Origin of the sequence: Methylobacterium indicum (assembly GCF_001043895.1) — a bacterium.
Taxonomy (GTDB): domain Bacteria; phylum Pseudomonadota; class Alphaproteobacteria; order Rhizobiales; family Beijerinckiaceae; genus Methylobacterium; species Methylobacterium indicum.
Genome location: NZ_JTHF01000340.1, coordinates 1 through 14,804, shown reverse-complemented (window position 1 = coordinate 14,804; position 14,804 = coordinate 1). Strand labels below are relative to the sequence as shown.

The following is a 14,804-nucleotide window of genomic DNA, read 5'->3' as shown; positions in this document are numbered from 1 at the left end:
CGTCACCGAGCAGCGCAAGGAGAAGTTCGACTTCTCGACCTACCGCAAGGACCTGCTCGGCTTCTACGTCAAGGCCGGCAACCCCCTCGTCATCCGGGAGCCGAAGGACGTGGCCGGGCTCAAGGTCATCGTCTCCTCGGGCACCAACCAGGAGCAGATCCTGCTGCGCTGGAACGACCAGAACGTGAAGGCCGGCCTCAAGCCCGTCGAGGCGCAGTATTACGACGACGACGTGGTGCTCTACCTCGCCCTCGAGTCGGGCCGCGCCGACGCCTATCTCGGCCCCAACGCCCTCCTGAGCTTCAAGGCGGCCCGCGAGGGCAAGACGCGGCTCGCCGGCAACTTCAGCGGCGGCTGGCCGGTGGCGGCCGAGATCGCCGTGACGACCCGGAAGGGGGCGGGCCTCGCGGAGGGCATCACGCACGCGATCAACACCCAGATCCGCAACGGCACCTACGGCAAGGCGCTGGCGCGCTGGAACCTCTCGGCCGAGGCGATCGAGGAATCGCGCACCAACCCGCCCGGCCTGCCGCGAGCCTGACAGCCGGAGATCCCCATGAGCATGTTCATGCGCGTGCGGCGCCAGCTCTTCTCGCTGCTCGTCGGCGCGGCCTGCGCCGGAGCGATCCTGCCCGCCGCGGCGCAGGGCACCCCCTTCGACCTCGGGCCCGAGCAGCCCGGCCGGGTCCGCGCCGAGGCCGACCCGGCGGCGGTCGCCCGGCTCCCGAAAGGGTACCGGTTCGTCGAGCCGGGCACCCTCACGGTGGCGATCACCCCGGGCGGCCCCCCGCTCGGCACCTACGCGACCGATGCGAAAACCGTCATCGGCGCGGATCCCGACTTCGCCCAGCTCGTCGCCGACAGCCTCGGCCTCAAGCTCGCCCTCGTCCCAGTGGCCTGGGCCGACTGGCCGCTCGGCCTCGCCTCGGGGCGCTACGACGCGGTGATCTCGAATGTCGGCGTCACCGAGCAGCGCAAGGAGAAGTTCGACTTCTCGACCTACCGGCAGGGCCTGCACGGCTTCTTCGTGCGCGCCGACAGCCGGATCGACCATATCGCTGAGCCGAAGGACGCGGCGGGTCTGACGATCAGCGTCGGCGGCGGCACCAACCAGGAGCGCATCCTGGTCGAGTGGAGCCGGCAGAACGTGGCGGCGGGCTTGAAGCCCATCGACCTGCAGCTCTTCGACGACGAGGCCGCGCGCCTCGTCGCCTTGCGCTCGGGCCGGGCCGACGCAGTCGTGCAGCCGCACGCCCAGCTCGTCTTCGTTGCGGCCCGCGACCGGGACATCCGGCGGGTCGGCACGCTCAGCGCCGGCTGGCCGCTCAAATCGGACGTAGCGATCGCGACCCGGAAAGGCAGCGGCCTCGTCGATGCGCTGACGCAGGCCACCAACGGCCTGATCGCGAACGGGAAGTATCATCAGGCTCTGGCGCGGTGGGGCTTGGAGGAGGAGGCGCTGCCGCGCTCCGAGACCAACCCGGCCGGCCTGCCGAAGTATTGATGCAATGGCGCTTCTCGCGATTCCGCGCCTCACCTTCCTGGTACCGGGCAATTACGACGACGCCGATCCGCGCAAAGGCCTCGAGGAGACCCTCGCGCTCCTTGCCGAGGGCGAGGCACTCGGCTTCGACGGCGCCTGGGTGCGCCAGCGCCACCTCGAGCCCGGAATCTCCTCGGCCGCGACCTTCCTGGCCGCCGCCACGCAGCGCACGCGGCGCATCGGGCTCGGCGTCGCCGTGATCCAGATGGGCTACGAGAATCCGTTCCGGCTGGCCGAGGACCTGTCCCTCGTCGACGTCCTGTCCGGAGGCCGGCTCGAGGTCGGTCTCAGCGCCGGGCCGCCGCCTCACGGGAGCCTCCTCGGCGAGCGCTTCCACGACGGCGACCCGGACGCGGTCGACACCTCGCACGGCCGCGTCGGGCGCCTTGCTGCCAACCTCGACGGCGATTGGCTCGGTGAGCCGGACGCCCGCATCGTCTCGGCCGCCGGCAGCCACCGGCCCCGCCTGCGGCCCTACGCGCCGGGATTGCGCCAGCGGCTGTGGTACGGTGCCGGATCCCTGCGCTCGGTGCGCTGGGCGGCCGAGAACGGCCTCCATCTTCTCGTCGGCAACATCAACACCGCCGAGGAAGCCGACGATTTTCTCGCCGTGCAGGCCCGCCACGTCGCGACCTTCCGGGCCCATTGGCGCGGTACGGGCGCTCCCCGGATCGCGGTCGGCCGCGTGATCCTGCCGACCGACGGCGCCGACGCCGCGACGCGCGAGCACTACCGGGCCTTCGCCGCCGGCCGGCATGCCCGCACCCTCGCCCCGCAAGGCGAGCGCCGCACCCTGTTCGCACCGGATCTCGTCGGCCCCGCCGCCGAGCTGGTCGAGCGGCTGCGCGCGGACCCGATCCTCCCCTTCGCAGACACCCTGCGGGTGGAGCTGCCCTACAACTTCGCGGCTGACGACTATCGCCAGATCCTCGCCGACGTCGCGACCCTCGTCGCGCCCAGGCTCGGCTGGGCTGCGGCGTGATCCCGACCGCAGCCGGGACGGGTCGTCGCCGAGGCGAGTTGCGGCCCGACGACGGCGGGCGAGAGGCTCGACAAGGAGAGGTCCAAGGAGAGGTCATGGACGATCCACGCGACCATTTCGGCGCCCTCATCGGCGACACGCCGCTCCTCGAGCTCCGGCGCTTCGGCGAGCGGCGAGGCCTTCGGGCCCGCATCCTGGCCAAGATCGAGGCACTGAACCCGGCGGGCAGCATCAAGGACCGCACTGCCTGGGGCATCGTCCAGGCCGCCGAGGCCGAGGGCAGGCTGGTACCGGGGCAACTCCTCGTCGAGCTCACAAGCGGCAATACGGGAATCGGCCTCGCGGCGCTCGCCGCGGCCCGGGGCTACCGGGCGAAGTTCGACCTGCGCACCTCGACGAGCCACGAGAAGGTTGCGCTCATCGAGCGCTACGGCGCCGAGACCGTTCCGATCGACGATGCGGAGTTCCTGGCGCCCGGCGGTGTCGACGCGATCATCGACCGCGTGCGGCGCGAGAATCCCGACGCCTTCTACACCGACCAGCGCGCCAACCCGGCCAATCCCCGCATCCACCACGACACGACCGGCCCCGAGATCTGGCGTGACACGGACGGTGCCGTCGACATCCTCGTCGCGGCGATCGGGACCGGCGGCACGATCTCCGGCACCGGCCGTTTCCTCAAGGCAAGCAAGCCGAGCGTGACGGTGGTGGCGGTCGAGCCGGCCCACGGATCGGTCCCGACGCGCGAGCGGCCACAAATCGATCCCGTCGAGGGCGTGCACTGCGTGACCGGGATCGAGGCGGGCCTGCTGCCGGCGAACTTCGACGCGGGCGTCGTCGATGCGTTCATCCCTTGCGAGATCCACCCCTCCCCTGCCGTCGTCAAGGCTGGAGGGCGGGCAGTCGTGCCAACGTGCTTCGACCAGCCGTTGCCGGCGTTCGCGTGTCCGTCCTCCAAGGGTCAGGGGATACGTGCCGGCCCTCGGACAGACGGTGTACGGGATGAAGCCATGGCGGGTCGGATACCAGCCCCTTGTAGGGCTGCGGCTGGTATCAATCTGGTATCCGCGCCCTGGCGGGCACTTCATCCACAGCCTAAGCCATTGAAAAATATGGAGCGGGCGATCGGGATCGAACCGACGACATTCAGCTTGGGAAGCTGACGTTCTACCACTGAACTACGCCCGCAGCGGGTTCGTCATACGGTCTCGCCCAGGCGCTGTCCACCCCGAATTGCGGGCGTCCGGGGCGGCGCGGCGGGGTCTAGCGGGGGGCCTGCGCGGTGGTGGGATCGCCGCCGCCGGCGCCGAAGAGCTTGCGCAGGAAGCCCGGGGCGATCGCCGAGAGCGGGTTGACGCTGATGTTGGGCGCGCTCATCGCGCCGGCGACCCGGAAGTTGATGGCGAACAGGCCCTCGTTGTGGCCCCCGCCGAGGATCGGGCCGAAGATCGGCACCTGGGACACCACGTTGTTGAGCCCGTAGAGCGGCACGAAGGTGCCGGCGATGTCGGTGCGGTCCTTGGCGGTGTCGATCCAGCCGCCGAGGGTGAAGCCCATCGCCGGGCCGGAGATCGCGGCCTCCGAGAAGGCGACGCGGGTGCCGGTGCGCTGGAAGGCGGCGCGCAGGCGGTCGAAGCCGACGTCGTTGGCGTCGCTGCGCCGGTCGGTGCCCTCCTCGCTCTGGGCCATGATCCGGCCGAGCGCCGGCTCGTTGCGCAGCGCGAAGGAACGGATCTGGACGAGGCCCGATTGCGGCCCGTCGTTCATGCCCATCTGCAGCGACAGGAAGCCGCCCTGCATGCGCTTGTAGATGTCGAGGAAGCGGAGCGCCGCCCCGGCGTCGCTGGTCTCGGCGTTGAGCACCGGCGGGCTGGAACGGTCGGGCTTCCCCACCTCCAGGCTCACCCCGGCCGAGCGCAGGCGGCCCTGGATCCGGGCCTGGCGCAGGTCGTCGCCGCGCAGGGACAGCTTCAGGCTGGCATTGGTCAGGGCCTCGTCGTTGAAGCCCGTGAGGATCGCGAAGCTGAGATCGGCCTCGACGTCGCGGGGATTGGCGTCCCGCCCGCCCTTGCGCGGCGGCGCCGTCATGGTGCGCAGGAACGGGCGGGCATCGGCGACGCCGCCCTTGGCGGTGATCCGGTAGCCGTTGCCGCTGCGCTCGACCTGGGCGCGGATGTCGTCGCCCGGCGAGAGCTTGAGGCTCGTGAGGTCGGCCCGCTCGAACCCGCCCTCGGCGCTGAGGAAGGCGCTGCCGCGCAGCTGGACCTGGCCGGAATCGAGCGCGATGTCGCGCAATTCGCTGCCCTGCGGGGTCTCGGTGAGGGCGAGCGTCAGGCGGCCGGGCTTGCCGGCGGCCTTGGTCCAGCCCGGCAGGAGCCCGTCGACGCTCGCCCGGGCGAGGTCGGCCTCGACCCGGATCGGACTCTTGCCCGGCCGGCCGACCGGCACGACGAAGCGGGCATTCACCGGCCCGGCGAGCTGGGGCGCGGTCGGCAGGCCCTTGCGGGCCCGGGCCGCGTCGTCGAGGGCCATCGTCACCACCGCCTCGCCCGGGGCCCCGGCCTTGGCCTGGTGCAAATCGACGGTGAGGGGCGCCCCGGCGAGGCGGCCGTCGCCCTTCAGGCTGAAGCCGCCCCGGTCGTAGGCGACCGTGAAGCGGCCGTTCTCGAGGCGCTCCTTGCCGACGATGCGGTCGGCGACGATGTCGGTGAGGCTGCCGCTCAGGGTCACCGGCAGATCGGCGATGTCGGGCACCGCCTCGAGGGAGAGCGGAAAATCGATGCGCAGGTCGGCCTGGCCCCGCAGGGTCGCGGGGTCGATCTCGGCGCCGGCGAGGGAGCGGAAGAGCTTGGTCTGCAGGAGCGAGGCGAGCGCGTCGGCGCCGCCCGTCAGGCGCAGGCCGATCTGGGCCGAGACGTCGTGGGGCACCGCGTCCTTGATGACGAAGGAGCCGTCCTGAAGGTTGAGCGCCCGGCCGTCCGGCATCCGGATCTCCGCGGTGGCGCCGCGGATCGTGGTGTTGCGCCCGGTGACGAGGCCGGAGACCCGGGCGCGGGAGAGCGGCGGAGCCTCGGACGAGATCGTCAGCCCGCCCTCGCTCACCGCGAAGGCGATCCGCACCGCCTGGTCGGGCATCGGCTCGCCGCGGGTCGCGGCGGCGAACTCGGCCATGCTCATGTCGACCAGGATGTCGAGGCTGTCGAGCCGACCGGTGCGCAGGTTGTCGACGAGGTAGGCCCGGATCGGCGGCGCGACGTTCTCGGGCCAGAGCCGCAGGGCGGCGCGCCCGTCGGTGCGCTCGGCGGTGATGCGCAGGGTCAGGCCGCCGTCGTCGGCCTTGGTGCCGAGCGTGCCGCTGACCGTGCCGCGCACCCCCTCGCCCGCGAGCGTCAGGCCGTCGATCTGCACGCCGCCGTCGCGGCCGGTGAGCCGGGCATCGACCTTGGCGATCTTGACCGGCGCGTCGCCCGGGGCCGCGCCGCGCAGCACCGCGTCGGCGCCCGACAGGGCGGCCGTCCAGCCCGGGCCGCCATCGGCAGGGGCCGCCCACTCGCCGGCGAGGCGCACCCGGTTGCCGCCGCCGCGATAATCGAGGGACTCGACCTTCAGGGTCCGGAGGGCCTCGTCCCAGGCGGCGTCGACCGTCACCGCCTCGATCGTCACCGGGTTGAAGTCCTTCTCCTCGATCAGGAGGTTGCCCTCGCTGGTGGCGAGCCGGAAGGTCATGCGGTCGAGGCGCGCGCCGTGCATCGCCACCTGGGCCCGGCCGGACAGCTTCAGGTCGGTGGTGAGGGGCAGGCGCGACTGGCCCGAGAGCAGCAGCAGGTCGGGGGCCGGCAGGTCGTCGAGGGTGAGGACGCCGTGGCGGCCGCCATCGGCGGCCTCCTCGACGTCGCCGCCGAAGCGCCAGGCCCCGTGCGGGCCGACGATGCGCATCTCGAACACCCGGGCCAGCCGGGTCGCGTCGCGGCTGAACAGGCCGTCCACCCGCGGAAACACCACCCGCTCGGCGCCGGATTCGTCGAGCAGGGTCAGGCGGGCATTGGTCAGGCGGGCGCGGTCGAGGCTGCCGATCACCCCCGACGGATCGAGGACCACGCTCAGGATCGACGCCACCGTGGCGGAGACCGGCGAGACCGTGCCGCGGGCGGCCACCACCGCGGGGGGTGTATGGGGCTTGGCCTCGGCCGGGTCGTTGGAGGCCGCGAAGGCGATGGAGCCGTCGTGGTGGAGGAGCGCCCGCAGCTGCAGGTCGCGGAACTCGACCGAGCGGGCCTGGACCGAGAGGCCGAAGAGCGACCACAGGTCGATGGCGACCACCGCGAGCGGCGCCCGCACCACGAGGTCGCCCTCCGGGTTGCGGATGTCGAGATTGGAAGTGCGCAGGGCCAGCGCGCCGTCGCGGTCGATCTCGATGGCGCTGTCGTGCAGGCTCGCGCTCCAGCCCGGTCCGAGGCGCTCGGCGATGCCCGCCGCCACCCGGGGCTCGAGCCAGGCGAAGCTCATCGGGCCGCTCGCCAGGCGCAGGTAGGCGAGGCCGATTCCAGTCAGGAGGAGGAGCACGGCCGCGAGCTTCAGGAACAGCACGCCGCGGATGCAGGTCCGCAGGAGCGAGCGCCGCAGCTTGGCCGGCACGGCACAGGCCGGCTCGCCCGCATGGGCCCCCACCATGTGCTCCCCCTGGGGCGTGGCGTGTCCTGGTGTCGCTCGACCTGTCGTCACGCGTGCGCCGCCACTCCGGGCGCCCGCGGGCGCCGCCGTTCCGGACCCGGCCCCGGGGATCCGGGTGCCTGGGGCCTCCGCCAATGATTGCCCGGTCCGGTGACCGGAGGGTAACGTCCTGCCGCTAAGGCGTCGGACGGCGCGCCGGGCCGGTCCCGTGCCGCCGCGGCGCCTCACCCAGAGGCACACCATCAATCGGCCGAAAGGAAGGCACGATGGCGCTGAACCCGGGCGACCCCGCCCCCGACTTCTCCCTGCCGGCGACCGGCGGCGAGACCCTGAGCCTCGCCGGCCTGAAGGGCCGCAAGGCGGTGCTGTATTTCTACCCCAAGGACGACACCAGCGGCTGCACCCTGGAGGCCCAGGCCTTCAACGCCCTGACCGACGCCTTCGCGGCGGCCGACACGGTGGTGATCGGCGTGTCGCCCGACCCGATGAAGAGCCACGACAAGTTCCGGGAGAAGTACGGGCTCGGCTTCCCGCTGGCCTCCGACGAGACCAAGGCGATGCTCGAGGCCTACGGCGTCTGGGTCGAGAAGAGCATGTACGGCCGCAAGTACATGGGCGTCGAGCGGACGACGGTGCTGATCGACCGCGACGGCACCATCGCCCAGGTCTGGCCGAAGGTGAAGGTACCGGGCCACGCCGACGCGGTGCTGGCGGCCGCCAAGGCCCTCTGACGACGGGGCGCTCTGACGACGGGGCGCTCCGAGGACGACGCGCGCGAGCCGGAGGTGGGCGGGCGCCGGACGGCCCGGCCGCCCCTTCCGTTGCGACATCGTGATGCCGTGACGGGACGGGGATCGGACCCCGCATTTGAGACATCCTTAACCTTAACCCGCGACGGTTCGGCTCAGGTTACCGGACCGCGCCGATGCTCTCCTCCCGCCCCGACCTCCTGGCCCAGCTCCGCTCCGAGCCCGCGCGGCTGCCCGCCTCGCGCCCGTCCGGCGCGGCGGAGCGCGTCTGGGTGGTGCGGCGCCGGACCCTGGTGATCGCGGCCCTGGCCTTCGGGACGCTCGCCCTGTGGGCGAGCGCGGCGACCTGGTTCATCGTGTTTCGCGACGAGGCCCTGGCCCGGTTCATGGAGCGCCAGGCGGCGATGCAATACGCCTACGAGGAACGGGTCAGCGCCCTGCGGGCGCGGCTCGACCGGGTGGCGACGCAGAAGCTCCTCGAACAGGACGGCGTCGAGACGCGGCTTGCCGACCTCGCCGGCCGCCAGGTGGCGCTGGAGAGCCGCCAGGCGATGCTGATGGGCCTCGCCGAGCAGGCCGGCGGGGCCGGCGTGGCGACGGACGAGGACGGCGTCCTGTCCGCCCTGCCGCCTGCCCGCCCGCTGCCCGCCCGCGCGCCCGCGCCGACTCCGACCCCGGAATCCCTCGGCCTGCGCACCGAGGCGGAGACGGGCGCGCCCCTCCCCGCTCCCGGGGTGAGCGCCCGCATGACGGCGCTCGGCCACGCCCTCGACGGGTTCGAGGCGCGCCAGAGCCTGGTGGTCGGGCGCCTCGCGGCCCGCAGCCGCAGCGAGGCGGCGCGCCTGCGGGGGGTGATGGCCGAGACCGGTCTCGACGGCGGGCGCTTCGCCGACCGCCGCGGCGGCGGGATCGGCGGCCCGCTGGTGCCGGCCGGATCGGGACCGTTCGAGACCGCGGTGCTGCAGGCGCAGCGCGACCTCGGCGAGCGCGATGCCCTGCGGCGCATCGTCGGCTCCCTGCCGCTGCGCCGGCCGGTCGCGGTCGATGGCGGACTGTCGAGCACCTTCGGCTACCGGTCCGACCCCTTCACCCGCGGCCTCGCCCTCCATACCGGCATCGACCTCAGGTCGGAATACGGCGCCCCGGCGCGGGCGACCGCCGCCGGAACGGTGACGATGACGGATTATTCCGGCGGCTACGGCAACATGGTCGAGGTCGATCACGGCCACGGCCTCGCGACCCGCTACGCGCACCTCTCGGCGATCACGGTGGTACCCGGCCAGGCGGTGGCGGCGGGCCAGATGGTCGGCCGGATCGGCTCCACCGGCCGCTCGACCGGGACGCACCTGCACTACGAGACCCGCATCGACGGCGAGCCGGTCGATCCCCAGCGCTTCCTGCGGGCGGGCGCCCGCATGGCGGCCCGCTGACGATCGGGGCGGGCGCTCAGCCCTCGACCGTCTCGGCCCGGTTGCCGCGCGAACCCTGGGCCATCTGGGCCTGCCCGGCGGCCGTTTGCCCCTGCCCCATCTGGGATTCCGCCGCATCGGCGTCGCGCCGGCTCTCCATCTCGGCCCGCAGCTCGCGCTCGGCGAGCAGCCAGAACTGGATCTCGAACCCGGCGGGGCGGTGGTTGCGCTCCCAGATGTCGTAGGCGCGGGCCCGGATCGCCGCCAGGGGAATCTCACGCATCACCGATACCTCGTCCCATGCCTGTCAGGTTCCCGTGCCGGGTCCGGCCTAGGCCGGACGGTCGGTTGTCGGGCAACCTATACCGTGGGTCGGTATCGCTGTCGCGGTCGATCGGCGCCGCGGGGCGGGCGCGATGCCCGCCGATCAACGCATGTTGGTTCGGGCCTCTCCGGGCGGCCCCGATGTGGCCCGGACGGCATCCGCCCGGGCCGTGCGCCCGGGCCGTGGTCGTCAGACCAGCCGGCTCTGCTCGATCGCCGCGGCGACGAAGCTCTGGAACAGCGGGTGCGGCTCGAACGGCCGCGACTTCAGCTCCGGGTGGAACTGCACGCCGATGAACCAGGGATGGCCCACCACCTCGACGGTCTCGGGGAGCAAGCCATCCGGCGACAGGCCGGCGAAGCGCATGCCCTTGGCCTCCAGCCGCTCGCGATAGGCCATGTTGACCTCGTAGCGGTGGCGGTGGCGCTCGGCGATGCGGGTGCCGCCGTAGATCCTGGCGATCTGCGAATCCGGCTCCAGGGCCGCCGTGTAGGAGCCGAGCCGCATCGTGCCGCCGAGATCGCCCTCGGCGATGCGGCGCTCGAGCTCGTTGCCGCGCATCCACTCGGTCAAGAGGCCGACCACCGGCTCCGGCGTCGGGCCGAACTCGGTCGAGTTGGCGTCGGCGATGCCGGCCAGCGAACGGGCGGCCTCGACCACCGCCATCTGCATGCCGAAGCAGATGCCGAAATACGGGATCTTGCGCTCGCGGGCGTAGCGGGCGGCGCGGATCTTTCCTTCCGCCCCGCGCTGGCCGAAGCCGCCCGGCACCAGGATGCCGTTGAGGCCTTCCAGGAACGGCGCCGGGTCCTCGCGCTCGAACACCTCGGCCTCGATCCACTCCAGGTTGACCTTGACCCGGTTGGCGATGCCGCCGTGGCTCAGCGCCTCGATCAGCGACTTGTAGGCGTCCTTGAGGCCCGTGTACTTGCCCACGATGGCGATCGAGACCTCGCCCTCCGGGCTCTTGATCCGGCCGACGATGTCGCGCCAGCGGTCGAGCTTCGGCTCGGGGCCGGTCTCGAGGCCGAAATGCGCCAGCACCTCGCGGTCGAGGCCCTCCTCCTTGTAGGAGAGCGGCACCTCGTAGATCGTGCCGACGTCCCGCGCCTCGATCACCGCCGATTCGCGCACGTTGCAGAACTGCGCCAGCTTGCGGCGCTCCTCGCGCGGGATCGCGCGGTCGCAGCGGCAGAGCAGGATGTCGGGCTGGATGCCGATCGAGCGGAGTTCGGCCACCGAGTGCTGGGTCGGCTTGGTCTTCAGCTCGCCGGCCGACGGGATGTAGGGCAAGAGCGTCAGGTGGACGTAGGCGCAGGTGCCCCGCGGCAGCTCCTGGCCGAGCTGGCGGATCGCCTCGAAGAACGGCAGGCCCTCAATGTCGCCGACGGTGCCGCCGATCTCGACCAGTACGAAGTCGTAGGCGTCGTTGCCATCGAGGACGAATTCCTTGATGGCGTTGGTGACGTGCGGGATCACCTGGATGGTGGCGCCGAGATAGTCGCCCCGCCGCTCCTTGGTGATGATGTCGAGGTAGATCCGGCCGGTCGTGATGTTGTCGGCCCGCGTCGCCGGCACGCCGGTGAAGCGCTCGTAATGGCCGAGATCGAGATCGGTCTCGGCGCCGTCGTCGGTGACGAAGACCTCGCCGTGCTGCGTCGGGCTCATCGTGCCCGGATCGACGTTGAGGTAGGGGTCCAGCTTGCGCAGGCGGACCTTGTAGCCGCGGGCCTGGAGCAGGGCCGCGAGGGCGGCGGAAGCGAGACCCTTGCCGAGCGAGGAGACCACGCCGCCGGTGATGAAAACATACCGCGTCATGGGACTTGCTCCATACACAGGCGTGGCCGGGTTGCCAAACGCCGCCAGCTCAACGGGGACATGTCCGGGCGGCAGGGCCGGCCGGACTCACAGGATTTTTCTCGGGACCGCGAGGGGCGGCGGCGCGGATGCGCCGCCGTCGCTCGCGGGATGCCTTAGCGGGACTGGGGCGCCGTGGGTGCGGCCGGAGCGGCGGGCGCCGCCGGCGCGGGAGCCGCCGGGGTCTGCGCGGCAGGAGTCTGGGCCGCCGGCGCGTCGCCCTGCTGCTGGCGCAGCTGGTCGAGGACGTTGCCGGCCGGCGGGGCGCCGGTCTGGCCCGCGGGCGCCTTGGTGCCGGTGCCCTCGAAGATCGAGCGCGGGCCGGCGCCCCGGTGCGACATGATCGCCAGGATCATGCTGGTGGTGAAGAACAGGGCCGCCAGGATCGCGGTGGCGCGGGTCAGCGCGTTGGCCTGGCCGCGGCCGGTCATGAAGCCCTGCGTGCCGCCCCCGCCGCCGAGGCCGAGGCCGCCCTCGGAGCGCTGCAGCAGCACCACGCCGATCAGGGCGAGGACGATGATCAGGTGGACGACGATCAGGACGGTCTGCATCGGGCTTCCGGGCCGGCCCTGTTCGGGCCGCCAACGTGGCAACGGCCGGCACGCGGACGCGTCCGGACCTCCAATTCCGGGCGCTCCTATACGAGAAGTGCGCCGGAGCCAAGGGTGGTGGGTGGAATGGAGGGGTAGATTGCTCGCGCTCGAACCCTCCCCCCTTTGCGGGGGAGGGTGCCCGGCGGAGCCGGGCGGGAGAGGGGGACCACGCTTCCGGGTGAGGCGGAACCGTTCTGACGGGCGCCCTCTGAATCAGCGTCGCGCTGCCCCTCTCCCGGCCTGCTCCGCAGGCCACCCTCCCCCGCAGAGGGGGGGAGGGTTGGCCAGCGCGCCTCACCCCCGCGCCGGGAACCCCTCCTCGAACCGCACCGCCTCACCCCGCGACGGCTCGGTGAGCGCACCCTCCCACATCACCGCCTGGCCGCGCACCACCGTGCCGACCGGCCAGCCGGTGACCTCGCGCCCGTCATGGGGCGTCCAGCCGCATTTGGAGGCGATCCAGGCATTGGTGATGGTCTCGCGGCGCTTCAGATCCACCACCGTCACGTCGGCGTCGTAGCCCACCGCCAGCCGGCCTTTCCGGGCGATGCCGAAGATGCGCTTCGGGCCGGCGCTGGTGAGATCGACGAAGCGTTGCAGCGAGAGCCGGCCGGCGGCGACGTGGTCGAGCATCACCGGCACCAGGGTCTGCACGCCGGTCATGCCGGAGGGAGACTCGGGGTAGGGCTTCCGCTTCTCCTCCAGGGTGTGCGGCGCGTGGTCGGAGCCGAGGACGTCGGCGACGCCCTGCGACAGGCCCCACCACAGCCCGTCGCGGTGGTCGGCGCCGCGCACCGGCGGGTTCATCTGCACCAGCGTGCCGAGGCGGGCATAGGCCTCATCGCCGTCGAGCGTCAGGTGATGCGGCGTCAGCTCGCAGGTCGCGACGTCCTTGTGCTGGCTGAGGTAGCGCATCTCCTCCTTGGTGGAGATGTGCAGGATGTGGATGCGGGCGCCGGTCTCGCGGGCGATGCGCACCAGGCGCTCGGTCGCCTTCAGCGCCGCCTCCGGCGAGCGCCAGACCGGGTGCGACGACGGATCGCCGGGCACCCGCAGGCCCTTGCGGTCGCGCAGCATCGCCTCGTCCTCGGCGTGGAAGGCCGAGCGGCGGCGGGTGCGCTTCAGGATCTCGGTGATGCCGGCATCGTCCTCGACGAGGAGCGAGCCGGTGGAGGAGCCGATGAACACCTTGATCCCGGCCGCCCCCGGCAGGCGCTCCAGCTCGGCCACGTCGCGGGCGTTCTCGTGGGTGCCGCCGACCCAGAACGCGAAGTCGCAATGCATCCGGTGGTGGGCGCGCTTCAGCTTGTCGTCGAGGGCGCCCGGATCGGTCGTCTGCGGCACGGTGTTGGGCATCTCGAACACCGTGGTCACGCCGCCCATCACGGCGGCGCGGGACCCCGTCTCCAGGTCCTCCTTGTGGTCGAGGCCCGGCTCGCGGAAATGCACCTGGCTGTCGATCACGCCGGGCAGGAGGTGAAGGCCGCGGCAATCGAGCGTGCGGCCGGCCGACGCCTGCGACAGGTCGCCGATGGCGGCGACACGCCCGGCCGTGACGCCGATATCGGCCAGACCCTCGCCGTCGTGGTTGACCACGGTGCCGCCGCGCAGGAGGAGGTCGAAGCTCTGGCTCATCGGTCGCATTCCTCGTTCGCCCCTGGACCGCGATTGAGGGCCGGGCGCAGGCGGCTTATGTCAGCCCCGCCCCCGGTTCAAGCAAAGGACCCCCGATGCCGCTTGCCCTCCTGCCGAACCGTGCCGTCGTGGCGGTCACCGGCGACGACGCGACGAGCTTCCTCCAGGGGCTCCTGACCTGCAACGTCAAGACCCTGCCGGAGGGCGAAGCCCGGCTCGGCGCGCTCTTGAGCCCGCAGGGCAAGATCCTGTTCGATTTCCTCGTGAGCCGGACGCCCGACGGCTTCCACCTCGATGTCGCCCGCGAGAAGGCGCCCGATCTCCTCAAGCGCCTGACGCTCTACCGCTTGCGGGCGAAGGTAACGGTCGAGACCCGTCCGCTCGCCGTCGCGGCGGGCTGGGAGAGCGAGGCCCCGCCGGCCGCCCTGCGCGACGGGCGCCTCGCCGATCTCGGCTGGCGGCTCTACGCACCCGAGGGCGAGGCCCCGGCGGCGGATGCCGACGCGGCGGCCTATGCGGCGCATCGCATCGCCCTCGGCGTGCCGGAGGCCGGCACCGACTTTCCGCTCGGCGACGCGTTCCCGCACGAGGCGCTGATGGACCAGCTCGGCGGAGTCGATTTCAAGAAGGGCTGCTATGTCGGCCAGGAAGTGGTGTCGCGCATGCAGCACCGCGGCACCGCCCGCACCCGGATCGTGCCGGTGGTCTATCGCGACGGCGAGGCGGCGCCGGCCGGCGAGCCGGTCACGGCCGGAGAGCGCAGCCTCGGCCAGACCGGCGGCGGGGCCGGGTCGCGGGGGCTCGCGATGCTGCGCATCGACCGGCTCGGCGAGGCGCTGGCGGCGGGGGAGACGGTGTCCGCTGGGGGAAGGACAGTGGAGGTCGAGAAGCCGGGCTTCGCGAGTTTCGCGTGGCCGGTGTGAGAAGGACTTTTGAACATCTATGGGTGATATATGCGTCTGTGCATATTCATAAATGCGGGGGATCCCCTCTCCCGTGTGGGAGAGGGGTAGGGGCGATCGAAGATCGCGCAGGGTGAC

12 protein-coding genes and 1 tRNA gene are annotated in these 14,804 nt (G+C 72.3%); 7 read left to right on the top strand and 6 right to left on the bottom strand.

All coding sequences use genetic code 11. The features are described 5' to 3' along the window. The 4 genes from QR78_RS29545 to QR78_RS33360 all read left to right on the top strand — a co-directional run. Nucleotides 1-541, top strand: a 541-nt coding sequence (locus QR78_RS29545; RefSeq protein ID WP_048431192.1) for a type 2 periplasmic-binding domain-containing protein, incomplete at its 5' end; no start/stop codon positions are given. A gap of 27 nt (nt 542-568) precedes the next feature. Further along, entirely contained in the window at nt 569-1,504 is a 936-nt protein-coding gene (locus QR78_RS29540) for an ABC transporter substrate-binding protein (RefSeq protein WP_048431196.1), read from the top strand. A gap of 4 nt (nt 1,505-1,508) precedes the next feature. Further along, a complete protein-coding gene (locus tag QR78_RS29535; RefSeq protein WP_048431191.1) occupies nt 1,509-2,525 on the top strand; it encodes an LLM class flavin-dependent oxidoreductase in 1,017 nt (338 codons plus the stop codon). A 95-nt stretch (nt 2,526-2,620) separates the two neighbouring features. After that, on the top strand, nt 2,621-3,688 hold the full coding sequence (locus QR78_RS33360; protein WP_082173915.1) for a PLP-dependent cysteine synthase family protein: 1,068 nt from the start codon (nt 2,621-2,623) through the stop codon (nt 3,686-3,688). Here the strand turns inward: QR78_RS33360 and QR78_RS29525 are convergent. Together QR78_RS29525 and QR78_RS29520 are read right to left on the bottom strand one after the other, a co-directional pair. Beyond that, nucleotides 3,639-3,713 (bottom strand) — tRNA-Gly (locus tag QR78_RS29525). The two genes, QR78_RS33360 and QR78_RS29525, sit on opposite strands and share 50 nt — an antisense overlap. A 75-nt stretch (nt 3,714-3,788) precedes the next feature. After that, nucleotides 3,789-7,196 (bottom strand): YhdP family protein, encoded by a 3,408-nt coding sequence (locus QR78_RS29520; RefSeq protein ID WP_125940058.1) that lies wholly within the window; start codon nt 7,194-7,196, stop codon nt 3,789-3,791. Between the two features lie 266 nt (nt 7,197-7,462). Between QR78_RS29520 and QR78_RS29515 the strand changes: the two genes are divergently transcribed. Both QR78_RS29515 and QR78_RS29510 read left to right on the top strand, forming a co-directional pair. Beyond that, nucleotides 7,463-7,927 (top strand): peroxiredoxin, encoded by a 465-nt coding sequence (locus tag QR78_RS29515; protein WP_048431190.1) that lies wholly within the window; start codon nt 7,463-7,465, stop codon nt 7,925-7,927. Between the two features lie 194 nt (nt 7,928-8,121). After that, complete coding sequence (locus tag QR78_RS29510) at nt 8,122-9,375, top strand: M23 family metallopeptidase (protein WP_089504270.1); 1,254 nt, start codon at nt 8,122-8,124, stop codon at nt 9,373-9,375. Between the two features lie 16 nt (nt 9,376-9,391). Here the strand turns inward: QR78_RS29510 and QR78_RS29505 are convergent, their stop codons facing one another. The 4 genes from QR78_RS29505 to QR78_RS29490 form a co-directional block, all read right to left on the bottom strand. Continuing rightward, nucleotides 9,392-9,637 carry a DUF2934 domain-containing protein gene (locus tag QR78_RS29505; protein ID WP_048431189.1) on the bottom strand — a complete coding sequence of 82 codons (246 nt, stop codon included), beginning with the start codon at nt 9,635-9,637 and terminating at the stop codon, nt 9,392-9,394. 231 nt (nt 9,638-9,868) lie between these two features. Continuing rightward, a complete protein-coding gene (locus QR78_RS29500) occupies nt 9,869-11,497 on the bottom strand; it encodes a CTP synthase (protein ID WP_048431188.1) in 1,629 nt (542 codons plus the stop codon). 155 nt (nt 11,498-11,652) lie between these two features. Continuing rightward, nucleotides 11,653-12,087, bottom strand: a complete 435-nt coding sequence (gene secG, locus QR78_RS29495) for a preprotein translocase subunit SecG (protein ID WP_048431187.1) — start codon at nt 12,085-12,087, stop codon at nt 11,653-11,655. Between the two features lie 336 nt (nt 12,088-12,423). Then, nucleotides 12,424-13,764, bottom strand: coding sequence for a dihydroorotase (locus tag QR78_RS29490; RefSeq protein ID WP_048431186.1), 1,341 nt, complete (start codon nt 13,762-13,764; stop codon nt 12,424-12,426). Between the two features lie 95 nt (nt 13,765-13,859). Here QR78_RS29490 and ygfZ point away from each other — a divergent pair, with 95 nt between their 5' ends. Further along, nucleotides 13,860-14,687, top strand: a complete 828-nt coding sequence (gene ygfZ, locus QR78_RS29485; protein ID WP_048431185.1) for a CAF17-like 4Fe-4S cluster assembly/insertion protein YgfZ — start codon at nt 13,860-13,862, stop codon at nt 14,685-14,687. Nucleotides 14,688-14,804: the final 117 nt, after the last annotated feature.